The organism is Pseudoalteromonas sp. UG3-2, assembly GCF_037120705.1.
In the GTDB taxonomy this organism is placed as follows: domain Bacteria; phylum Pseudomonadota; class Gammaproteobacteria; order Enterobacterales; family Alteromonadaceae; genus Pseudoalteromonas.
Map to the genome: position 1 here is coordinate 1,329,712 of NZ_JAWLJU010000002.1, position 21,437 is coordinate 1,351,148.

The following is a 21,437-nucleotide window of genomic DNA, read 5'->3' on the forward strand; positions in this document are numbered from 1 at the left end:
TTTAAGCACTACAATTGGTAAACCAATTGACGCTGGTTTAAACCTATTTTTAAACCGTTGTCAGTATACTGATAGAATAGCGACAAAAAAAGGGGCTAATTAGCCCCTTTTTTGCTGTTGGATAATTTTCCAACAAGAAATCAAAAATATTAGCGACGTAGGCCAAGCTCTTTGATTAGTGCAGCATAACGGTCAACGCTCTTGCCTTTAAGGTAGTCAAGAAGGTTACGGCGTTGGCTAACTTTACGTAGCAGACCACGACGTGAGTGGAAGTCTTGCTTGTGGTTAGCGAAGTGACCTTGTAGCTTGTTGATGTCAGCAGTTAGAAGTGCAACTTGTACTTCTGGTGAACCAGTATCACCTTCTGCGCGAGCGAACTTTGCTACGATTTCTGCTTTTTCTTGGTTGCTTAGTGACATAATAACTCCAAAATAAATTTAAGTAATGCTTCAGCCGATCACTAATTCAGCCAAAGCGGAAGCTGACGGATTATATCAGTATTCTCCACCACTGCATAGTACAATCGTGATTAGGATCCCGGCTGCGCCGACGATAATGCTCGTTTTGCTTTGAGAAGCCCCTGTGGGTTACGTTCACCAATACCCACAAACTGACCGGCCGCCACTACTTTCACAATGCCCTCAGGCAAGTTTTCCACGGCAACGGTTTGGCCATGCCCAAAAGCAACGCCTTGCTGCTGGTTGATCTCTACCACAGGCAAATCGACCAATGCCGTATCCATCGGTAACAATAAGCTGTCTAAATACGTCGACGGTGCTACTTCTTCGGTTTTGGCTTTATCAAGCAGCTGCTCAAGCTCTGCCAAGGTCACCATTTTATCACTGGGATAATGACCCACTTCGCTACGGTGCAACATAATAACGTGGGCACCACAGCCAAGCTTTTCGCCTAAGTCATCGACAATGGTACGAATGTAAGTGCCCTTTGATACGTGCACTGTCATTTGTATTTGCTGACTGGCCTCGTCGTATTCGTCTAAAGTAATGTTATAAACATTAATCTTGCGACATTTACGCGGTACTTCAATGCCCTCGCGGGCATACTTGTACAAAGGTTGCCCCTGATACTTTAACGCCGAGTACATTGACGGGTATTGATCGGACTCGCCTAAAAAGCTCGCCACTTCGCGCTCTAACTGGGCTTTACTAATATCCACAGGACGAGTCTCGACAATCTCACCATCGGAGTCCGACGTCGTCGTACGCTCCCCCAATTGTGCTCTAACCACATACGTTTTATCGGTATCAAGCAAAAACTGAGTAAACTTGGTCGCTTCACCAAAGCAAATGGGTAACATTCCCGTCGCCAGTGGATCTAAAGCTCCTGTGTGTCCTGCTTTTTGAGCAAAATAAATGCCTTTTGCCTGTTGCAGCGCCTTATTAGAAGAAATACCTTGCGGCTTATGTAACAATAAAATGCCGTCAACAGCACGGCCTTTACTACGCCGAGCCATTAGTCTTCCTCTTGGTCTTTGCCTTCGGACTCCGGGCCACGCTTAGCATTGTCTTCTTTAATCACAGAATCGACTAAGTTAGAAATGCGCATGCCTTCCATCAGTGAATTATCAATCACAAACTTAAGCTCTGGCATGATACGGGCGCGAATACGCTTACCCAGCAGCGAACGGATATATCCCGTTGCTTCATTTAAAATGGCCGCACTTTGTTTGGTTTTGTCTTCATCGCTGGTATTTAATACCGTGATAAACACCTTGGCATAAGACAGGTCACGAGATACCTCAACGGCAGAAACAGTCACCATGCCCAATCTTGGGTCTTTAATTTCGCGCTGTAAAATCACCGCAATTTCTTTTTGAATTTGCTGTGCTACACGATCTGTACGAGAAAATTCTCTCATTTTCACCACTTAAAAGTTAACAATCTATGAGATCACAAATGGGGGCTAGCGCCCCCATCTCAAGTATTTTAGTAACTTACAGTTAAAGCGAGCGCTCTACCTGAACCGTTTCAAATACTTCGATTTGGTCACCGACTTTAACGTCGTTGTAGTTCTTAACGCCAATACCACATTCCATGCCGCTACGAACATCTGCTACGTCGTCTTTAAAGCGACGTAGAGACTCAAGCTCGCCTTCGTAGATAACTACGTTATCACGAAGAACGCGGATAGGTGCGCTACGTTTAACTACGCCTTCAGTAACCATACAGCCGGCAATAGCACCAATTTTCGGTGACTTAAACACGTCACGTACTTCAGCAAGACCAATGATCTCTTGCTTAAATTCTGGAGCTAGCATGCCCGACATTGCCTGCTTCACTTCTTCAATCAAGCTGTAGATAACGCTGTAGTAACGTAGATCTAGGTTTTCAGCTTCGATTACCTTACGTGCAGAGGCGTCGGCACGGACGTTAAAGCCAACAATGATCGCATTTGATGCTGCTGCAAGCGTTGCATCCGTCTCAGTGATACCACCTACACCAGAGCCAACAATCTTCACTTTCACTTCTTCCGTTGACAGTTTAGTCAATGAATCAGCAATTGCTTCAATTGAGCCTTGTACGTCGGCTTTAAGTACAATGTTCACCTCAGAAACATCACCTTCGGTCATGTTAGAGAACATGTTTTCAAGCTTGGCTTTTTGCTGACGCGCTAGCTTCACTTCACGGTACTTACCTTGACGATAAAGTGCCACTTCACGCGCTTTACGCTCATCGCGAACGACAGTAGCTTCGTCACCAGCAGCTGGTACACCAGAAAGACCTAAGATCTCAACTGGAATTGACGGGCCTGCCGACTTCACATCTTTACCGTTCTCGTCTTTCATAGCACGAACACGGCCATACTCTAGGCCACACAGTACAATATCGCCTTGGTTTAGGGTACCTGACTGAACTAAGATTGATGCCACTGGACCACGGCCTTTATCAAGACGCGATTCAATAACCACACCCGATGCCATGCCTTCTTTTGATGCTTGCAATTCAAGTAGCTCAGACTGCATTAGAATGGCTTCTAGTAGCTCATCAATACCAAGACCGGTTTTCGCTGAAATGTGCACAAACTGAGTTTCACCACCCCACTCTTCTGGGATAACGTCTAGTTGTGCTAGCTCGTTTTTAACGCGGTCTGGGTCAATGCCCTCTTTATCCATTTTGTTTACCGCAATGATAAGCGGTACTTCTGCTGCTTTGGCGTGCTGCACAGCTTCTTTGGTCTGTGGCATTACACCATCGTCTGCTGCCACTACAAGTACCACGATATCTGTCGCCTTCGCACCACGTGCACGCATTGAGGTAAACGCTGCGTGTCCCGGAGTATCGAGGAAGGTGATCATGCTGCCACCGGTTTCAACGTGGTAAGCACCGATATGCTGGGTAATACCACCGGCTTCACCATCAGCAACCTTGGCTTTACGGATGTAATCCAGCGTTGATGTTTTACCGTGGTCAACGTGACCCATAACCGTAACAACTGGCGCACGCGGTTCAAGCGAGCCTTCGTCACTGCGGTCTTGAAGTACTTTTTCTTCTAGCTCATTTTCTTTCACTAGAACAACTTTGTGACCCATTTCTTCCGCAACTAGCTGGGCAGTTTCCTGATCGATAACTTGGTTAATGGTCACCATGTCACCCATCTTCATCATGGTTTTCACCACTTCTGCACCTTTAACAGCCATACGTGAAGCAAGCTCAGCTACGGTGATGGTCTCACTGATACGAACTTCTTGTTTCACTTCTGCGGCTGGCTTTTGGAAGCCATGCTGTAATGAGGTCGGGGCTTTAAGCTTGCCTTTTTTGCCTCTTTGTCTTCTGTTCGACTCTGCAGCATCGTCTCTACCAGACTTTTTCTTCTTCTTACGGCGAGCGCTTTTCTCTTCACGAGCATCTGACTCGTCTTCTGCTTCTCGGGCGTAAGTTGAAGTGGTTAAGTGGTGATCTGAGTTTTCCTCACGACGACGACGCTCTTCTTCTTCCGCTTTCCAGCGAGCTTCGTTTTCTTCGGCTAAACGACGAGCTTCAGCAGCTTGACGTTCGGCTTCTTCTTCGGCTTTTTTCAGTGCGGCTGCTTCTGCTTCTTGACGCAGGCGCTCTGCTTCTTTACGTTCTTTCTCTTGTTGCGCGCTATCCACTTCTTTACTCTGCTTATCATTGGCTTGGGCTGGGCGATCGGCATTTGCTTTTCGCTTCGCCTCTTCTTTAGCTTTGCGCTCGGCTTCCTCTTTGGCCTTGCGTTCAGCTTCTTCGCGCGCTTTGCGCTCAGCTTCTTCTTTGGCCTTTTGCTCTGCTTCTTGCTGAGCCTTCAACTCTGCTTCTTTGCGCGCAGCTTCCTCTGCAGCTAAGCGTTCTTGCTCTTTTTGCTGCTCGATTGCGCTCTTTTTAACGTAAGTGCGCTTCTTACGGACTTCTACAGATACCGACTTTGCTTTACCAGACGAGTTAACACTTAACGTGCTTTTACTCTTACGCTGTAGAGTCATGCGCTCAGGACCGGTTGACCCAGTGCCACCGTGTTGCTTGCTTAGGTGGTCAAGCAACTTAGCCTTTTCGGATTCAGTAACTTGGTCGCCCTCGGCTTTTGTGATCCCTGCATCTTTTAACTGCTGTAGTAATTTATCAACAGTTGTACCAATACTCTCGGCTAGTTTATTAATGCTCACTTCTGCCATACGTGATGTTACCTCCGTTAATAAATTACTCTTCGTTGAACCAACAAATGTTACGAGCAGCCATGATTAACTCGCCGGCTTGCTCTTCTGATAACTCTGAAATTTCCACTAAGTCATCAATCCCCTGCTCAGCAAGGTCTTCAAGTGTAACAATACCTTTGCTAGCGAAAACAAAAGCGTCGTGACGCTCAAGTCCTTCTAGTGCTAGTAGGTCTTCTGCAGGCTCTGCATTTTCTAGACTTTCTTCATCGCGAAGCGCTTTAGTAGTTAGTGCATCTTTGGCACGATTACGTAGCTCTTCAACAGTGTCTTCATCTAGACCATCAATTTCTAAAAACTCAGCAACGGGTACGTAGGCTACTTCTTCTAACGTTGAGAAGCCTTCGTTAATTAGTAATGTTGCAAAGTCATCGTCAATATCTAAGTGTTCGGTGAACAGATTGATCAGTTTGTCTGATTCTTCAGCGTTTTTACGCTCCATCTCTTCTACCGTCATCACATTTAGTTCCCAACCTGTAAGTTGGCTGGCTAAACGTACGTTTTGACCGTTACGACCAATGGCTTGCGCAAGGTTATCGGCCTCTACCGCAATTTCCATGGTGCGAGTGTCTTCATCCATTACGATTGAAGCCACTTCTGCCGGTGCCATGGCATTGATCACAAATTGCGCTGGGTTATCATCATACAACACGATATCAACACGCTCACCACCAAGTTCGGTAGAAACGGCTTGCACACGTGCACCACGCATACCCACGCACGCACCCACAGGGTCGATACGCTTATCGTTTGATTTCACCGCAATTTTAGCACGAGAACCTGGATCACGTGCAGCACCTTTAAGCTCAATCATCTCCTCGCCAATTTCAGGTACCTCAATGCGGAATAATTCCATCAACATATCTGGTTTTGAACGAGTTACAAAAAGCTGTGCACCACGTGCTTCAGGCTTCACTTCGTAAAGTAAACCACGTACACGGTCACCTGGACGGAAGCTTTCACGCGGTAGCATGTCTTCACGGTAAATAACCGCTTCAGCGTTGTTGCCTAAATCAATAACGATGGCATCACGCGTGGCCTTTTTAACCACACCCGTTACCAGCTCGCCTTGCTGATCTTTATAAGCATCAACCACTAATGCCCGCTCAGCTTCACGTACTTTTTGTACGATAACCTGTTTTGCCATTTGCGTTGTAATGCGATCAAACTTGATTGACTCAATTTGTTCTTCAACAAAGTCATCAAGTTGAATTTCTGGCTCGTCAACCTGTGCAGCTTCAATGGTGATTTCCGCGTAAGGGTTTTCTAAAGAGCCATCTTCTTGTGGTTCAACCACTCGCCAACGGCGGAAAGTATCGTACTCACCGGTTTTACGGTCGATTGAGACACGAACGTCAATTTCACCGTCATGCTTCTTTTTTGTTGCTGTCGCTAGTGCGAACTCTAATGCTTCAAAAATCTTTTCTCTTGGGACTGCTTTTTCATTGGAAACAGCTTCTGCCACCAACAATATTTCTTTTGCCATAGGTAATGCCTCGCTTGCCCTTGTCCTTCGCACTCAAAGTTAGAATTTTGCGATGATATTGGCACGTTCAATGTTGCTCAACATCAGAATAAATTCCTGACCGTCAACCTTTAACGTGATCATATCGCCATTAACTGCTACTAAATCGCCTTTAAAGTTACGGCGACCTTCTTGCGGAAGCTTTGTACGCAAACGTACTTCTTCTCCCACTGCCTCTTCATAATGAGCTTGTTTGAATAGTGGTCTGTCAACTCCTGGAGAAGATACTTCCAAACTGTATTCATTGGTGATCGGGTCTTCAACATCTAAGATAGCACTGACTTGACGACTAACTTCAGCGCAGTCATCTACAGTAATACCGTTTTCATGGTCAATATACACACGTAGTGTAGAATGACGCCCAGCTTGGACAAACTCAAGACCGAGTAATTCAAAGCCACAGGCAGCAACCGCAGGCTCCAACATTTCAGTCAATTCTTGCTCGAGTTTTGACACAGAACTCCTCCATACACAAACAAAAAAAGGGCTTATAGCCCCCAATCATAGCTGCTTGATCTTGGGCTCAGGGTAACCCTTACGCCAGATACGACAACGCCCCGAACCAAGCGGGGCGTCACACGAATAACAAACTGTGTGGCCAAAGGCCGTGCTTGGTTTGCGAGCTGTCTCAGCCAAATTAAATTACGCTTATGCAAATAAGCAATAATCTAAACGCAAAACGCGCATTACTAAGAATGCGCGAGATCAAAGAATAAATCTTTAAACTTGGTTGCGGGAGCCGGATTTGAACCGACGACCTTCGGGTTATGAGCCCGACGAGCTACCAGGCTGCTCCATCCCGCGCCAACACATAAAATTGTTTTACTTCTACATTTCAAAGAAGTGGCCACCGGATTTGAACCGACGACCTTCGGTCTTAATGTTCACAACGGCGTTAACCCGTTAGAACTGCCTAAATATGTTGCGTATTATAAAGACAGTAGCTCGGGATAGCAACCATCAATTAGCACTATCTGTTACTATTCTGCCCCTCAGAAGCTCGCTATTTCAGACCCTTTTATTGAATTTTCCAGCTCACCAACTCATTCTTTAATGAGTACTATTTTACGCCCTCTTAGCGCTCTTTTTAGGCTCGTGAATAATGCATCATAAGCCGTCAGGCCAAAGCGCCCCACCTAAACCATCTGTCTTTTATATTTGTAAGTTAAGTCGCACACTGGTTAAGAAAAAGTCTACTAACAATGAAACTTTGGCTATACTTACATTTCCAGCGATTGGTTTTGAGCAAAGGATCCGCTCTTCAACTCACATTTGAAGAGGCGCTTATGAGCATTACCCCTTATCAATATCAGCTTTTGACTCAAACGCTTGCCAGCATTAGGCCTAACTTCCATGGCTTTTGCACCTCATGGCAAACCCAACTATTGCGTTACGACCTCAACATGGAAGTGCCAAGCAACACCAAACAATTAATCATCTGGGAGCATCAGATTTTTGACTTTATTCAAAACTGTGTGATGCGTCTGCCACAGCAAAGCAACCTACTCTACTACTTGCAAAAGCAAAAACAGGTGATGGTGTTTCTGGGTACTGCAGAGCAAGACATCAGCGTATTACTAACCACGTTTATTGCCAGCTTAAAACGTCAATTGGGTCGACATTTTACTCATGCGGCTCACAATGCTTGGCAAAAAGCCTTACTTATCATCAAAAACATGCTACTTGAACAATTGTTTGGCAAAAAAAACGTGGTGGCACTGAAAGATTTTAAACAGGCACAAGTTCACGCTACTTAAGCGCTAGTAGAGTAGTGAATTCAGCGTGACTTCTAACCGCCCTAAGCTTACACTCATACAAAAGTTAATTAGGGCCAACAAAATGATTAAACAAACATTTTTTGCACTGCTAGTGACTGCAGCTGCCACCGGGTGTGATGCGTTACAGGATTCGAAAGCGCAACTTGAGCAAGACTACCTGTCACAACACCAACAATTACAACAAGCAATAACGCAAATTCGTGAACAAGGTATAGCCTCGGTAAAAGCCAGTGCCGAAACAGGCAGCGTCGCGGCTTGCGTGGCCAAACAATTAGATGCCGACCCGATGGGAGCACTGGCCACTGTCGAGGGGGCGCTGCAAGATAACGCCAACCTTGGAGACATTTTAGCCGCGGTGGAAAACCTATCGACGCAAGAGATCTCACTGGACCAGCTGCCCGAATTAATTCAACAAGGTGCAGACACCGTACGCTACCTCAAGACTTTACTCAGCGAGTACGATTTGTCAGAGTTAAAACAGCAGGCTGCCGACTTATTGGCAACCGGTGAAGCAAAAAGCGAAGACGTTGGCGCCCATTTACGAACATTAATAGAGTCTTGCCAAACAAAGTGAGCAAAAGCGCTGAACGCTTCGTAGTATGTCACTATGTGTTGCAGCAAAATGTGAACTATAAACGTGAAGATCGGACTTTATTTATTCGATAACGATTGCCGCCTGAGTGACAATATCGCGCTCAGGCAGCTACGAGAAAAAGTAGACCATTTGGTTTGTGTTTATTTTCCCAGTCCTAGCATTTGGACCGCGAGAAAGTCGCAAACGGAAAAATCAACGTGCGTTAAGTCATTTCAGCAAAATACCCTCTACGCGTTACAAACTGAACTCAACCAGTATCAGCAAACCCTTTTTACTTTGCCTGATCCACTTGCCCTTAGCCATCTTATTCGATTAATTAAAGACCTCAACATCAGCCATGTGGCGCGCTCAGTGCACCCTGGGTATGATGAGCAAAAAGTATGGCAAGCACTACAACATGAATTACTCGACGTTGAGTTTATTTCAGCATACAGCGCCACCTTGTTTAACTTAACAGAACTGCCCATATCCTTATCTGAGCTACCGCCAAGCTTTACTCCATTTAGGAAAAAAGTTGATCAGCTTGAGGTCCGTGAAACACAGGCAAAACCCGCGAGTCTGCCTCCCCTGCCTCACTCAGCAAATACCCTAAGTTACTTAACCCCTGTGGCAGTTAAGTCCTTACCAGCCTGCCGCTTTGACGCTGGTTCCCACGCCGCAAAGGCCTATTTAGCCGACTACTTTAGCGACGCAACAGCACAGCATTACAAGCAAACTCGAAATGCCCTAATGGGACAACGCTTTTCTACTCAATTTAGTCCTTACCTAGCCTCTGGTGCTATCAGCCCGGTGGAAGTCGTCGCCGCATTACAGCAATACGAGCAGCAGTTTGGTAGCAATGAGTCGACCTACTGGATTTGGTTTGAATTATTATGGCGTGAGTATTTTCACTGGTATAGCCTAAAACATGGCGAACGACTATTCGCATTTTCTGGCGTTAAAGGTAAAACGCCAAAAACCAGCTTTTACCCCGAGCGCTATCACAAATGGTGTGAAGGTAAAACGCCGTCACCTTTAATCAATGCCATTATGAACGAGCTGAACGCCACAGGTTGGATCTCTAATCGTGCCAGACAAATCACCGCCAGTTATTTTGTCAATGAGTTGCAGCTGGATTGGCGATACGGTGCCGCATACTTTGAGCAGCGGCTTATTGACTATGATGTCGCGGCCAACTGGGGCAACTGGCAGTACATCGCGGGAGTGGGCGCCGATCCGCGTGGTGGCCGTCACTTTAACATTGCCAAGCAACAGCAGCAATTTGACCCTAATGGTGACTACATCAAGGCGTGGCAAGGCAAATCCTATCCAGACTTGGATAGTCGTGACTATGTAGACTGGCCCAAGGAGTGAGATGTGAGCAAACTAAACGAAAAGTATCAAGGTATTAGGCTTATTTTGGGGGATCAACTGAATGCTAATCATTCTTGGTTCAATGATAACAAGCCAGATTACCTTTATGTCATTGCTGAACTACAACAAGAAACCAGCTACACCAAGCACCACGTCCAGAAAGTATGTGCTTTTTTTAAGGCGATGGAAAACTTTGCTACGGCGCTGCGCTCTGCAGGCTTCCATGTGCTGCACTTCACTTTAGATGACACCAAAAAGTACGCCGACCTCGACGCCTTAATTCAACAGCTCTGTCAGCAATATCAGGTACAAAGTTTTCACTATCAACGCCCAGATGAATACCGCCTACTGCGCCAGCTTGAACAACTGAAACTCGATGATTTGAATGTTAAAGTCTATGACAGTGAACATTTCTTAGTGGGTTATGATGAGTTCGATGACTACCTCAGCGCTGGCAAGCATGCCACCATGGAGTTTTTCTACCGTAAACTCAGACGGCGCTTTAATATTTTAATGCAAGACGGCGAGCCTGAAGGCGGCGAGTGGAACTTTGATGCCAACAACCGCAACAAGCTGAAAAAAAGCGACTTAAAAGAGATCCCCGAACCCTTGTGTTTTAGTGATGACGTCAGTGACATTTTAACTCGAATCGAACAACATAGCGTCAACACTATAGGGCAAGCGAGCAAACAGCTATTGTGGCCTACCACCCGCACACAGGCCAAGCAATTACTGCAGTTTTTCTGTGATCATTTGCTTATACGTTTTGGTCAATTTCAAGATGCCATGACCTGCAACAGTGAGCATCAGTGGTCTTTGTATCACTCAAGGCTATCGTTCGCACTCAATAGTAAAATGCTGCACCCCAAGCAGGTTATCGATGCCGCCATCGACGCTTATCGTAACAATAAGGACATTGACATTGCACAAGTGGAAGGGTTCGTTCGCCAAATCCTCGGCTGGCGTGAGTTCATTCGCGCGATTTACTGGTTGAATATGCCTGATTATGGCAACAAAAATTATTTGTTGGCGCAGCGTAATTTACCGCAGTACTTCTGGCATGGTGAGACAAAAATGCGCTGCCTTAACGCCACCATTAAGCAAAGTCTTGACTACGCTTATGCGCACCACATTCAGCGGCTAATGGTTACCGGGAATTTTTGTTTACTTACAGGTATTCACCCAGATCAAGTCGATGACTGGTACTTAGGAATTTATATCGACGCCATCGAATGGGTCGAAATGCCCAATACTAGAGGTATGACCCAATTTGCTGACCACGGCATTGTGGCCACCAAGCCCTACGCTGCCAGCGGCAACTACATCAATAAAATGAGTGATTACTGCCGTGATTGCCATTATGACGTTAAGCAAAAAAGCACTGATAATGCCTGTCCATTAAACAGTTTGTACTGGCACTTTATGGTACGACACCAAGAGAAATTTGCTAAAAATCACCGTATAGGCATGATTTATCGCAATTGGCAAAAACAAGACGAAGCCACACAACAAGCGACACTAGAGCGAGCACAATGGTGCTTAGACAACATAGAATCGCTGTAACTAAGCAGAAGTTCGCGCTTAAAACAGACGCCAACGCCGCTTTTTGGTTTTTACTTCATGCACCCAGTTCACTTCAATGGTGGTCACCGCCAAAGTATCGCGAGTGCGTTTCGAAATAAGCTCATAGCTGACACTTTCAGCTGAACTAAAATCCAGCTCGTATTGAAACTGATTGACCTGTGCCCAGCATTGCAAAATTTTCTTAGATACGCTCTCTCGCAGGCAGTAGTTGCCAGTTTCAGGGGCATTCACCGTGACTTTAACATCGGCATAGCAGGTACGTCCTTGGTTCAACGCCACACATTTGCTCGGCACCGCATGGAGTATTCCAACCGGATCTTTACTATCAGCCAAGGCGCCGAAAGATGCCGAAAAGCCGGTTAACATTAGCGTCCATATTGCCAACTTAGAACACATACTTCACTCCAGAAAAGAACACTCTGGCGTGACGTGAGCGCACCAATGGGCTATCTAAGGTATTTTTAGAGCCCATTAACCAAGAAGCGCCGGCACTAAACACCCAGTCTTTGGCAATGGGGTAGTTCAATTGTAACTGTGCAAACACCGATGACGCGGCGCCTGGTTGATAGGGAAATAAGTAACCATTGCTTTCTGCTTCGCCAACACCGAAGTAATAATTATTAAAGTTGCTGGAGTAATAGTTAGCGCCAAAGTTCAGCCAGAGATCCCAGTTTCTAAGCTCAAAGGTACGGGTTGCTTCAAGGTGAAAAATCCAACCTTCAGTGTCGCCAAAGACATCATAGGCGAGCTCAGCGACAGCCAAAAACTCCCCCACATGGCGATAATAAGAAAACCCTAACGAGTTATCTTGTTTGCGCCGACTGATCCCCTTCAGCTCTGGTACAACGGCATTAGAGTCATCATAGCCACGTTCGCTGAATGGCAGCATATAACTGCCATAAATCGCATCTACGCCCCAATTGCCTTGGTCTACGATTTGATAGCCAATGTCAGAGCCACCAAAAAAGTCACCGGAATGAGAGTTGAGGTAAAAGTTTTTATATTCAAGTTCGGCATCAATTAAGATGGTGCCATGGCGAAAAGTAGGATCGGCTCCCGCCAGCTCTGGCATGCTCATATCGATATAAAACGCACCGAAACTTAACTGCCAAGCAAACTCATCTTCATACAAACTTTCACTGTGCTCTTTCGAAGCCACGCAGAGAGGGAGCAACAAGGCAATGAACAGCATTAAATTTTTCATAATTATTATCGTTAACGCGGGACAGCTGAGGGTGTACCGGAGATCATACCTGAGTCATTTCTGAGCAACAAGTTTCTTTTAACAAACAATAAAAACACCAAAACTTTAACTTTATTTTAATTAAATTTTCACATAAATTCTCTTAAATATCGAACTTTAACTGCGCTCACGCATCACTATGTCAACCAAAAAGAGGCAACTATGCTCAAGTACATCTTACCTGTTGCGGCCTTAATGGCCTGCTCTAAAGCCGACGCATTCAGTCAAGAAACCCATAAACGCATTGTGATTGATGCGGTCAATTACATGGCCCAACACCCCAGCACAACTCAATACGCTAAGCTACAAGCCTATGCACAGGCCAACAATATGTCGGTTGCGCAATTAGCCGATGTACTTGGTCAAGCGGCATTTGACGTGGATGATTTTGAGGACACTTTCTTTTGTGGCGCCATTACCGGAGACTGCGTGCAAGCTCCTTTGTGGGGGGCTGCCGAAAGTATTGTCAAATACACCAGCTATTGGCACTTTCAAAATCATACCCAAGGTCCAGATAGTCATGGTAACGACTTTGGTGGCTATAATTATGAAAAACTCACGGTATGGGGCGACATAGACAATATGGCTGCGACCTGGTTAAAAGGCGATTACCTCGATGATGGTCAAGGAGGTGAAACCGGTTGGTTTAGTGCCGATGACAGCGAGTACAATAGCTATGGCATCACCGAAAAGCACTACCGCATTGATAGCCACTCGAGTTACAGCATGTACGATGACTTCGAAGAAATGCCCTTTCAACCCATCGATAATCTAGGCCAATACTGGTATCAAAGCTATGTCGACAGTGGAAACCCACAAGTATTAGGGTTTGTTTTCCACACCACGGATTTACTTCAGCCTCATCACACTTGGACTACTTCAGCACTGAATCATGCCGGTTGGGAGTCGTGGGTGAAAGACTATTATGACCAAGAGTCTTTAAATGACTTCACCTTAGTAAGCCAAGCCATGACCAGCTTTAGTCCAGTAGACACCAATTCAAGCGATATCCGCCCGTTACTCACCCAAGGCGGGGCATTTTCTTATGCTCAAGGCGGCATCGTTTTAAACTCTAAAGACCATTACGACCGTGTGGATACTGCAAAACAAGTGATCCCGCACGCCATTGCCATGGTTGTGCACCTGCTTAACCACGCCATGGAAGTAAGATAATGGCCTTACGCGTGTTTTTATTGGTAGGCTTTCTTAGCCTACCTGCTTTTGCCACAGAGACCATTTCACCAGGGCTGGTTAAGCTGGTGCATCGGCTCTACTTAGCGCAAGGGCGGGAAGTCAGCACAGCACAAACTAAGCAACAGCTGTTACAAAATCAGTTTTTACTCAGCCAAGCCAAGCAGCTCAATCCCGAGTTATTGCTGCGCCAATCCAGTGTCGGTTTTAGCACCGCTTACCATGTCGATAAATATTTGTATCACGCTTTGCAGCAATGGTTTCCGACACTACAGCAAACCCCTTGGCAGGCTCGCCCCCTGCTTATTGACCAAGCGCAGTTACTTGCGATGCTTGGAGCTTACCCCAGCAGTGGCCAGTACACTGCTGCCCAGCTTAACCGCTGGCAAGCTATTCAGTTAGTTAAACAGTCTGAGCTGACATTAGCGCAAGTACTTGATAGCCAATCAATGCAAAACCGCTATCAATTACATCAAGGAAATGTAAAGCTGCTGCGCTCTATAGTGAACCAACAACTTAAACAGCAGCGGACTTTTGCTGCGGCTAAGCCGCACCTAGCCAAACAGCAACTATCGCTTGAGCAAGTGCGCCAAGTAGTCACTGCAGAGCTGATACGACCGAGTATGTTGGCCTATTTAGGGGTAAAAGAAGAACTCCATGGCGCCACCAGCGAGTATGTTGCGCAATTACAAAGCAGCATCTCTGCAACTGCTATCGGCCATTACTATCAACAGCATCGTGCTCAGTTTCGCTATGTAAAGCAAGTTCATGCCAGTGCAGCACAGTTTAGTCAGCGTCAGGATGCTGTTGAGTTTCGCCAAGTAGTGCAAGCTAGTTCCTGGCAAGACGCGGTAAAACAATTGCAGCCCTCCCTAGTCTGGCAAGCTCAGTTAATGCCAATTAATCGCGACAGCCAACCACGTTGGCAGACACAACTGGCTTTCACTTTAGAGCCGGGCACAATAAGCCCAGTGATCAGAACGCCAGCGGCCAAATGGCTGGTTATGACCACGCAATCGCCTGTAACAGACTACTACCCAGTCGATAGCGAAACCGTGCGCTACCAAGCCATGCAGACACTAACTCGGCAAGTCGCCCAGCAGCGCTTTAATGACAAGTACAACGCTTGGCTCAAGCAACGTAAGGAGCAGTTATAATGAACCTCTGGCGCTGGCTGGTTATTATGGTGTTGCTGAGCTTAGTGGCGCGCTTTGTCTTTACTTATGCACCGGTGAGATGGCAAAACGCAACAACCCAAGCGCTACCGGCGACCACGGTGGCAAAAGCTAAGGTGCCTTTACCCAAGCCCGCTCCTAACAATCCAGGAACTCAAGCAACACAGTCTAATACCGCGGTTTCAGCTAAAGTGAAAGCCATCACGGCACCAAGTTATTTGCCACCCATTGCAACACTGCAGCAATCAGGCTCAGATTATCAGGGCGATTTGGCCGATAAGCGCGCCTATCAAGCTTACTTAGATGACCAAGACGTGGCATTAAAAAGAAGTTATATCGACGCGGTCGATACCAAGGTGGCAACATTAGAACGCCTGTTACAGCGCGGTATTAAAGCTGGGCTGCCGCAACCACAGCTGCAACAAGCCAGAGACAAAATAGCCGGGCTAAAACAGCTGCAGGAGGAGCTTAAACAGGCGTTGGACGGCAAGTCGCGCTAATTGACTTGCAAGGTCACTTCACCGCTAATCACTTTTGGGTTTCGCATTACCGCATTGAGCATCATATCCAACTGTCCGCCTTGATACTGACTCAATACTTCTTCTAACACGCTCTTAGGCGTGCTGGGGTTAGTTAAAAGCGCTAAGTGCATCGCAAAGTCTCGCTTAAAGCTTAGAAAAATAAGCGTATTGCGAGGAGTTGCAGGGTTTTGTGCTACGGCCACATCAATCACATCACCGTGAGCGGGGAAGTACTCAATAAGCCCCTCTAATTTTACTGCCGCCGTCGTTTCATCTTTCGCGGTTGCCAACGTGTCAACATGCCGTTGCATAAATAGCAGTATACAAAGCGCTAACAACACCACCCCTGCCCACAACACTAAATGACCGTATTTGACCGCTAATACCAGACCATCGACATGCATGTCATGCCGTGCGGCGTGCATTTTGAGAAAGAAATAACTAAAAATCGTACTGAGCAGCCAGAGCAAAAAGCTGTATACCAACATCATGTCCACGCCACGGTCTGAGGCAAACGGTGAGAAACTAACCTCATGGTGAAACTGCGCCGACATTTGAAACAACACCGTGAAAAAAATAGCGGTGAGAACTAACGACCCTCCACCAGATTTTAGTAATAACACTAACTTAGCTTTTAATTCCATGGCTTCCTCGGCAAACACATATCAACCAGTGTCACCCTACAGGTAAACAACACGAAAATACACCTCAGCGAGGACACCAAGAAGCGAGTAACAGTGAGCTAAAAGCAGTCAAGCTCACGGTATGGTTTATATACGCAAGAAAAACTACGCAGTGGTAGCCAAGTTACAACACCTTGTTTGATGGACTAAAAAAGCGCTGTAACAAGGTTGTATATATTGCTTCTATTGCCTCTAAGTCAGCGACAGAAACACGCTCATTAACTTGGTGGATGGTGTCGTTCTTAACCCCGCACTCAATCACTTGGGTTTTGTCTGAGGCAAAAAAGCGTCCGTCAGAGGTGCCACCTGCAGTGCTCAGTGCTGGGTATTGTCCTGTACTTTGGTGCACGGCTTGCTCGACTAAAGCTAAGAAACACCCTTGCTCTTGATGGCCGGTGTAAAATGACTCACATGGTCGCTCCCAAGTGATCTCATGGAGGGCATTAAAACGTGCTAGTGTTGCCTCTATATACTCTTTCACCTCGGCGCTTTTGTAAGCATGGCTATAACGAATATTAAAGGTGATCTCGCACTTAGCCGGCACTAAGTTATCAACAATATTGGGGACCGTAACCCCAGTGATTTGCAAGCTGGTTTGTGAGCCTGCTTCATCTTTCCACCATGGTAGCTCAGCAAGCTGGCTCACCATTTTGCCAGCCGTGTGAGCGGCGTTGCTGGTTTGTTCGGGATACGCCACATGCCCAGCTTTTCCTTGCACCGTCACTCTGCCCGAGATAGCCCCGCGACGACCGTTTTTTATGGTATCTCCCACCTGATGATGAGATGTGGGTTCGCCCACTAAACAAGCATCAAGTTCAACACCTCGTTTGGCCAAGCGCTCGGCAATGACTTTTGAACCAAACTCAGCCTCCCCCTCTTCATCTGAGGTGAGTAGCCAATAAAAGTCCCCTTGCAAAGACTGCTTTGCTTCTAGCAAAGCTTTGCTTGCTGAGAGCATGGCAGCCACCGCCCCTTTCATATCGGCAGCTCCTCGGCCGTACACCACTCCATCAATCACTGTGGCACTAAAAGGCGGCACCAGCCAGCCTTCGTCGCTGGCGGGCACTACATCAACATGGCCGGAAAAGGCCAGAGCCGGACCCTTGCCAAAATGATAGTGCGCAATCAAGTTTTTAACCCCTGATACCTCGAACTGTTCAACGGTAAAACCCAGCGCGGATAATTGCTGTGCCATAAAAGTGATGGTACCGGCATCACACGGAGTCACCGAGGGGGCTTGGATCAACCGAGTTAAGGTGTTTAGGGTATCAGAATGTTTTACCAGTTGGGGGTTACGTTGTGTGGCCATGTAAAAATCACGCTTGGGAAACTTTAATGCTATTAAAAAGCGCCACTTTGACCACAGCATTGCACTTTTAATGCAATTCCATGACAGCCAAAACTTAATCTAAATCAAGTTTTCAGAAATTTCTGAAACCTGGCAATTTAAAAATTGATCTAGGACAGTTTTTCACCCCGCCACTGCCCTTATGATGACCTCATTGAAAACGAATACTCACACATAAAGAGTTATACCTCGCATAGGTTCAGGAGAAGAAAATGAAAACTTTAAGCGCTGCACTTTTATCAACCCTACTGGTTGCTGCTCCCTTCGCTCAAGCAAAACTCAGCGTGAATGTTGGTGCTATCAATGTTAACCCTGACAACACCGCATCTGCTATCAATGAAAATAACGCCCTTGGCTTAGTTGCTGACTCAAATACTCAGCTAGGTATTACGTTTGACTACCAATATAGCGATAACGTTGTATTTGAATTAGTAGCGGCAACGCCGTTTTCACACACAGTTGAAGGCGCAGGCGGTTTAGCGGGTGCAGACATTGCCGATGTAAAACATTTACCACCAACGCTACTGGCACAATACCACTTCTTTGATGCCACGGCTAAGTTCCGCCCATTCGTTGGTGCCGGCCTTAACTACACAGTATTCTTTGACGAAGAGCCAAGTGCAGCTCTCAAAGCAACACTAGGTACTAATGACGTGGAGCTGGATTTAGACAGCTCATTTGGTATCGCATTACAGCTTGGCTTTAATTACGACTTAAATGAAAAATGGGGTCTGCATGGCATGATCTCAAAAATCGATATCAACACTGACGCAACCGTGTATGCAAATGGCGCTAAAGCTCTGACTTCAGACGTTGAGCTTGACCCAGTAGTTGCTATGTTCGGTGTTAAATACAAGTTCTAAGCAAATAATTTACTGTTACTTTCTCAATCCCCAAGGCCACAATGATGTGGCCTTTTTTGCTAGCCAAAACAATGCTATCTATTGATGGCGACCATTATTACTTTTTTTCGCCTCGAGCATGGCTTTCCAATGCATAATTTCTGCAGGCAAGATAGGTACTTCACCATCAAAGCCAGCCACCTCTAACATTTCTTCTACGCTCACCACGCCACCTTTGCGCTTAAACACACCGCGCACATAAGCGATGGCATGTAAGCCTCGAGAGGAATGAAACTTTTGTTCAATATAAAAGTATTTATGATCCCAGCCCACCAAACGCGTTGACACCGTAAACTTCTGCATTGGTTTAATATCACGTATATAGGTGATAGCGGTGGCATTGACAATAGGAAACCAGCGGCGCTTCATCACCGCGGCAAATAACCCAACGCGCTCGGTCATCCAAGTGCGCGCTAAATCCATAAACGCCAAGTAGCGGGAGTTGGTGAGGTGCATGTTAATGTCACAGTCGCTTGGCAGCGCTCGATACTCAATATCCACCGGTTCTAAAATTGAGTCAGTGACTGCGCGGTTTTTTCTTATTTTCCAAAATAATAGCAATAAGCGGAAATATAAATTCATAGTAATGGTCTTACCAGTCAATCGTGTTTCGATTCTAGCATAGCGAGCTGGTTTATCATCCCATTATTTATTACTGACGAAATGACGAATTTATCCCCCCATGCACCTAGACACTTGCAGTAACTCTGCCGGTAATCTAAATTAAAGAAAAAACAGAAGTGAACCTATGAACAAATTAACCTCGCTTTTTGCCACCACGTTAGTGCTTTTTTCAAGCGCTTGCTTCGCCGATTTCGACTATCAGGGTAAAGGCACCCTGACCTACCCTACTGGAGTTGAAAAAGACTTTGAGTTTGGTTTTGGCTGGCAAAAATCCGCTGAAAAGTTTCGTATCGGTAGTAATAACTACGACATGTCAGAACTGCCAGAATCTTACTCCGTGGCCATTACTCTCAGTAAGGATGATACTCGAGTCTGGGTGCAAGAGTTTAACCAAGGATTTATTTCCGGCTTTACTTGGCAGATTGCAGACCACACCATTTCACTGCAGAAAAAGCAATTTAAAGACGCCGTTAAAGGCAATTATGTGCTCAGTGTCAATGGCATTGATTACTTTTTTGCTCGCGATAATGTCAGTATCACTTTGTCATTTAAAGACCAAGGCATAGACAACATTAAAGTGGATGGGGTAACTAAGGATATGGGCACAAAATCTTAATCTAGCCACCGAGTCACAGGTGGTGACTCGGGAGCTTTGATTGTCGCTACACTTTCACTGTTTTACGATTAATACCGTACTCGCGCAACTTATTGGCCACTGCAGTGTGGCTTAATCCTAGGCGTTTAGCTAACTGTCTTGAGCTTGGGTAAGCCGGATATAACTTTCTTAACAAGGTCGCCTCAAAACGTTTTACCGCTTGGTCTAACGTGCCTTCAAAATCCGATTCCAAATAACCTAAATCATGGGTAAAGCTTGGCAAGTTAAGGTGTTCAGTACGTAACTCTTTATCATCCAGCAACGACACCGCTCGATAAATCGCGTTTTCTAGCTGCCTAACATTGCCTGGCCAAGGATACTGCTCTAACAATTCAATGCACTCAGGGGCAATGGTGGGAGCCGCGTGACCATTTTGCTGGGCATATTTCTGAATAAAATGCTCAGCGAGTGGGCCAATGTCCGCCTTTCTGTCTCGTAAGGGCGCAATTTCTAGGGTTAAGACATTGATGCGATAATAAAGATCTTCTCTGAAGCCGCCCTCTTGCACCATGGCCGGTAAATCTTTTTGAGTCGCGGCAATGATCCTTACATTGACCTTAACCTCGTTCTCATCGCCTACTTTTCTAAACGTACCATCTTGTAAAAAGCGCAGTAGTTTGGTCTGTAGCTGCGTGGACATTTCACCCACTTCATCTAAAAACACCGTGCCACCATCCGCTTGCTCTAACACACCTCGCTTCGGCGCGGCATTTTCCTCGTACCCGGCATAACCAAACAGTTCAGATTCGGCAACGTCGTCGGGTAAAGACGCACAAGACAAAGCAATAAAAGGCTTTAAAGAACGATTCGAAGCATAATGACAGGCCCGAGCTAACAGTTCTTTTCCGGTACCCGTTTCGCCAGTAATGAGTATTGGCGCCTCAAGCTGCGCCATCTTACGCGCCTCTCTGACCACTCTGCGCATGGCGGTGCTGTGATTATGAATGGTGGCAAAGCTTTCTTGACCATAACGACGAAAGGCGCTCACTTGCTGGCCTAGACGTGATTGTGACTTAATATTAATTACCGCGCCCGCCAACACGTCTCCTTCTCCCCCTTGGGGCACCGAGATCGGCAATATGTCGGCAATGTAATCTTCGCCGCCCACTTCGACTCGGGTCGTTTGGCCTAAGACTTCTTTGCCCTCTAACCAACGAGTAAAATTAAATCCCTTAAGCAAGTTATTAATGTTCGCGTCTATTACTTCTTGCTGCGGTAGGTTTAAATCACGACACGCCGCATCGTTACAATGGCGCACCCATCCTTTGGCATCAATTGAAATCACACCATCAGGCAAAGCACTTAACAACGTGTTGAGCTCGTTGTGCTCACGTTCAGAGGGTAAATAAGCAGTAGTACGCACATCTTCCACGCCATCAATTAAGCGTATTTCTGGCATGATCTTTTGAAACTGCTCGAATTCAATGGGCGGAAAACTAACGTACATACGACAGTTAACAGAGTCGACTTCAATGCCTTTTAAGTCAACTTGATAACTTACCAAAATATTTAGTATTTCTTGGGCAATACCAATACGGTCAGCACAATGTATCTCTAGACGCATCTATTCCTC

Annotated in this window: 21 protein-coding genes and 1 tRNA gene; 9 read left to right on the forward strand and 13 right to left on the reverse strand. The window is 46.1% G+C overall.

Annotated features, from left to right (window positions below):
- Window positions 1–149: 149 nt before the first annotated feature.
- From rpsO to R3P39_RS09290, 7 genes are all read right to left on the reverse strand, one after another.
- Window positions 150–419, reverse strand: a complete 270-nt coding sequence (rpsO, locus tag R3P39_RS09260; protein ID WP_010370825.1) for a 30S ribosomal protein S15 — start codon at window positions 417–419, stop codon at window positions 150–152.
- A 110-nt stretch (window positions 420–529) separates the two neighbouring features.
- Window positions 530–1,474 (reverse strand): tRNA pseudouridine(55) synthase TruB, encoded by a 945-nt coding sequence (truB, locus tag R3P39_RS09265; RefSeq protein ID WP_336567071.1) that lies wholly within the window; start codon window positions 1,472–1,474, stop codon window positions 530–532.
- The gene (gene rbfA / locus R3P39_RS09270; protein WP_336567072.1) at window positions 1,474–1,878 is read right to left on the reverse strand and encodes a 30S ribosome-binding factor RbfA; all 405 of its coding nucleotides are present in this window, start codon (window positions 1,876–1,878) and stop codon (window positions 1,474–1,476) included. The genes truB and rbfA overlap by 1 nt, the downstream gene beginning before the upstream one ends.
- An 82-nt stretch (window positions 1,879–1,960) precedes the next feature.
- Window positions 1,961–4,648 carry a translation initiation factor IF-2 gene (gene infB, locus R3P39_RS09275; protein ID WP_336567073.1) on the reverse strand — a complete coding sequence of 896 codons (2,688 nt, stop codon included), beginning with the start codon at window positions 4,646–4,648 and terminating at the stop codon, window positions 1,961–1,963.
- A gap of 25 nt (window positions 4,649–4,673) precedes the next feature.
- Window positions 4,674–6,173: a transcription termination factor NusA gene (gene nusA / locus R3P39_RS09280; protein WP_336567075.1), complete on the reverse strand. Its 1,500-nt coding sequence runs from the start codon at window positions 6,171–6,173 to the stop codon at window positions 4,674–4,676.
- 39 nt (window positions 6,174–6,212) lie between these two features.
- Window positions 6,213–6,668: a ribosome maturation factor RimP gene (gene rimP / locus R3P39_RS09285; RefSeq protein WP_336567077.1), complete on the reverse strand. Its 456-nt coding sequence runs from the start codon at window positions 6,666–6,668 to the stop codon at window positions 6,213–6,215.
- Between the two features lie 271 nt (window positions 6,669–6,939).
- Window positions 6,940–7,016: transfer RNA gene (locus R3P39_RS09290), tRNA-Met, on the reverse strand.
- Window positions 7,017–7,498: 482 nt separating this feature from the next.
- Here R3P39_RS09290 and R3P39_RS09295 point away from each other — a divergent pair.
- From R3P39_RS09295 to R3P39_RS09310, 4 genes are all read left to right on the forward strand, one after another.
- Window positions 7,499–7,969 (forward strand): hypothetical protein, encoded by a 471-nt coding sequence (locus R3P39_RS09295; protein WP_336567079.1) that lies wholly within the window; start codon window positions 7,499–7,501, stop codon window positions 7,967–7,969.
- A gap of 82 nt (window positions 7,970–8,051) precedes the next feature.
- Complete coding sequence (locus R3P39_RS09300; RefSeq protein WP_336567080.1) at window positions 8,052–8,564, forward strand: hypothetical protein; 513 nt, start codon at window positions 8,052–8,054, stop codon at window positions 8,562–8,564.
- A gap of 63 nt (window positions 8,565–8,627) precedes the next feature.
- Window positions 8,628–9,938, forward strand: a complete 1,311-nt coding sequence (locus tag R3P39_RS09305) for a DASH family cryptochrome (protein WP_336567081.1) — start codon at window positions 8,628–8,630, stop codon at window positions 9,936–9,938.
- Between the two features lie 3 nt (window positions 9,939–9,941).
- Window positions 9,942–11,501, forward strand: coding sequence for a cryptochrome/photolyase family protein (locus R3P39_RS09310; RefSeq protein ID WP_336567083.1), 1,560 nt, complete (start codon window positions 9,942–9,944; stop codon window positions 11,499–11,501).
- 18 nt (window positions 11,502–11,519) lie between these two features.
- Here R3P39_RS09310 and R3P39_RS09315 read toward each other — a convergent pair whose 3' ends face one another.
- Together R3P39_RS09315 and R3P39_RS09320 are read right to left on the reverse strand one after the other, a co-directional pair.
- Window positions 11,520–11,918: a DUF3019 domain-containing protein gene (locus tag R3P39_RS09315; RefSeq protein ID WP_336567085.1), complete on the reverse strand. Its 399-nt coding sequence runs from the start codon at window positions 11,916–11,918 to the stop codon at window positions 11,520–11,522.
- Entirely contained in the window at window positions 11,908–12,726 is an 819-nt protein-coding gene (locus tag R3P39_RS09320; RefSeq protein WP_336567088.1) for a MipA/OmpV family protein, read from the reverse strand. The genes R3P39_RS09315 and R3P39_RS09320 overlap by 11 nt, the downstream gene beginning before the upstream one ends.
- A 201-nt stretch (window positions 12,727–12,927) precedes the next feature.
- Between R3P39_RS09320 and R3P39_RS09325 the strand changes: the two genes are divergently transcribed.
- Genes R3P39_RS09325 through R3P39_RS09335 form a run of 3 tightly spaced genes read left to right on the forward strand, consistent with a single transcriptional unit; the run spans window position 12,928 to window position 15,631 of the window.
- Window positions 12,928–13,938 carry a phospholipase gene (locus R3P39_RS09325; RefSeq protein ID WP_336567090.1) on the forward strand — a complete coding sequence of 337 codons (1,011 nt, stop codon included), beginning with the start codon at window positions 12,928–12,930 and terminating at the stop codon, window positions 13,936–13,938.
- Entirely contained in the window at window positions 13,938–15,113 is a 1,176-nt protein-coding gene (locus R3P39_RS09330) for a peptidylprolyl isomerase (protein WP_336567091.1), read from the forward strand. The genes R3P39_RS09325 and R3P39_RS09330 overlap by 1 nt, the downstream gene beginning before the upstream one ends.
- Window positions 15,113–15,631, forward strand: coding sequence for a hypothetical protein (locus R3P39_RS09335; RefSeq protein WP_336567092.1), 519 nt, complete (start codon window positions 15,113–15,115; stop codon window positions 15,629–15,631). The genes R3P39_RS09330 and R3P39_RS09335 overlap by 1 nt, the downstream gene beginning before the upstream one ends.
- Here the strand turns inward: R3P39_RS09335 and R3P39_RS09340 are convergent.
- Together R3P39_RS09340 and dapE are read right to left on the reverse strand one after the other, a co-directional pair.
- Entirely contained in the window at window positions 15,628–16,296 is a 669-nt protein-coding gene (locus R3P39_RS09340) for a hypothetical protein (RefSeq protein ID WP_336567093.1), read from the reverse strand. The genes R3P39_RS09335 and R3P39_RS09340 overlap by 4 nt on opposite strands.
- 163 nt (window positions 16,297–16,459) lie before the next feature.
- On the reverse strand, window positions 16,460–17,644 hold the full coding sequence (gene dapE / locus R3P39_RS09345; RefSeq protein WP_336569281.1) for a succinyl-diaminopimelate desuccinylase: 1,185 nt from the start codon (window positions 17,642–17,644) through the stop codon (window positions 16,460–16,462).
- Window positions 17,645–17,895: 251 nt separating this feature from the next.
- On the opposite strand from dapE, the gene R3P39_RS09350 reads away from it, so the two are divergent.
- A complete protein-coding gene (locus R3P39_RS09350; protein WP_336567095.1) occupies window positions 17,896–18,546 on the forward strand; it encodes an OmpW/AlkL family protein in 651 nt (216 codons plus the stop codon).
- Between the two features lie 78 nt (window positions 18,547–18,624).
- On the opposite strand, the gene R3P39_RS09355 is transcribed toward R3P39_RS09350, so the two are convergent.
- Window positions 18,625–19,167, reverse strand: a complete 543-nt coding sequence (locus tag R3P39_RS09355; protein ID WP_336567097.1) for an acyl-CoA thioesterase — start codon at window positions 19,165–19,167, stop codon at window positions 18,625–18,627.
- 166 nt (window positions 19,168–19,333) lie between these two features.
- On the opposite strand from R3P39_RS09355, the gene R3P39_RS09360 reads away from it, so the two are divergent.
- Complete coding sequence (locus R3P39_RS09360) at window positions 19,334–19,825, forward strand: hypothetical protein (protein WP_336567099.1); 492 nt, start codon at window positions 19,334–19,336, stop codon at window positions 19,823–19,825.
- Window positions 19,826–19,871: 46 nt separating this feature from the next.
- Here R3P39_RS09360 and tyrR read toward each other — a convergent pair whose 3' ends face one another.
- On the reverse strand, window positions 19,872–21,428 hold the full coding sequence (gene tyrR / locus R3P39_RS09365) for a transcriptional regulator TyrR (RefSeq protein ID WP_336567100.1): 1,557 nt from the start codon (window positions 21,426–21,428) through the stop codon (window positions 19,872–19,874).
- Window positions 21,429–21,437: the final 9 nt, after the last annotated feature.

Bases quoted from the DNA above. Each gene is read 5' to 3' on its own strand.
- R3P39_RS09295 (WP_336567079.1), top strand. From the start codon at position 7,499: ATGAGCATTACCCCTTATCAATATCAGCTTTTGACTCAAACGCTTGCC.
- R3P39_RS09300 (WP_336567080.1), top strand. From the start codon at position 8,052: ATGATTAAACAAACATTTTTTGCACTGCTAGTGACTGCAGCTGCCACC.
- nusA (WP_336567075.1), bottom strand. From the start codon at position 6,173: ATGGCAAAAGAAATATTGTTGGTGGCAGAAGCTGTTTCCAATGAAAAA.
- dapE (WP_336569281.1), bottom strand. From the start codon at position 17,644: ATGGCCACACAACGTAACCCCCAACTGGTAAAACATTCTGATACCCTA.
- R3P39_RS09315 (WP_336567085.1), bottom strand. From the start codon at position 11,918: ATGTGTTCTAAGTTGGCAATATGGACGCTAATGTTAACCGGCTTTTCG.
- R3P39_RS09350 (WP_336567095.1), top strand. From the start codon at position 17,896: ATGAAAACTTTAAGCGCTGCACTTTTATCAACCCTACTGGTTGCTGCT.
- rbfA (WP_336567072.1), bottom strand. From the start codon at position 1,878: ATGAGAGAATTTTCTCGTACAGATCGTGTAGCACAGCAAATTCAAAAA.
- R3P39_RS09330 (WP_336567091.1), top strand. From the start codon at position 13,938: ATGGCCTTACGCGTGTTTTTATTGGTAGGCTTTCTTAGCCTACCTGCT.
- rpsO (WP_010370825.1), bottom strand. From the start codon at position 419: ATGTCACTAAGCAACCAAGAAAAAGCAGAAATCGTAGCAAAGTTCGCT.
- R3P39_RS09360 (WP_336567099.1), top strand. From the start codon at position 19,334: ATGAACAAATTAACCTCGCTTTTTGCCACCACGTTAGTGCTTTTTTCA.
- R3P39_RS09340 (WP_336567093.1), bottom strand. From the start codon at position 16,296: ATGGAATTAAAAGCTAAGTTAGTGTTATTACTAAAATCTGGTGGAGGG.
- R3P39_RS09320 (WP_336567088.1), bottom strand. From the start codon at position 12,726: ATGAAAAATTTAATGCTGTTCATTGCCTTGTTGCTCCCTCTCTGCGTG.
- R3P39_RS09335 (WP_336567092.1), top strand. From the start codon at position 15,113: ATGAACCTCTGGCGCTGGCTGGTTATTATGGTGTTGCTGAGCTTAGTG.
- R3P39_RS09325 (WP_336567090.1), top strand. From the start codon at position 12,928: ATGCTCAAGTACATCTTACCTGTTGCGGCCTTAATGGCCTGCTCTAAA.
- R3P39_RS09355 (WP_336567097.1), bottom strand. From the start codon at position 19,167: ATGAATTTATATTTCCGCTTATTGCTATTATTTTGGAAAATAAGAAAA.
- tyrR (WP_336567100.1), bottom strand. From the start codon at position 21,428: ATGCGTCTAGAGATACATTGTGCTGACCGTATTGGTATTGCCCAAGAA.
- truB (WP_336567071.1), bottom strand. From the start codon at position 1,474: ATGGCTCGGCGTAGTAAAGGCCGTGCTGTTGACGGCATTTTATTGTTA.
- infB (WP_336567073.1), bottom strand. From the start codon at position 4,648: ATGGCAGAAGTGAGCATTAATAAACTAGCCGAGAGTATTGGTACAACT.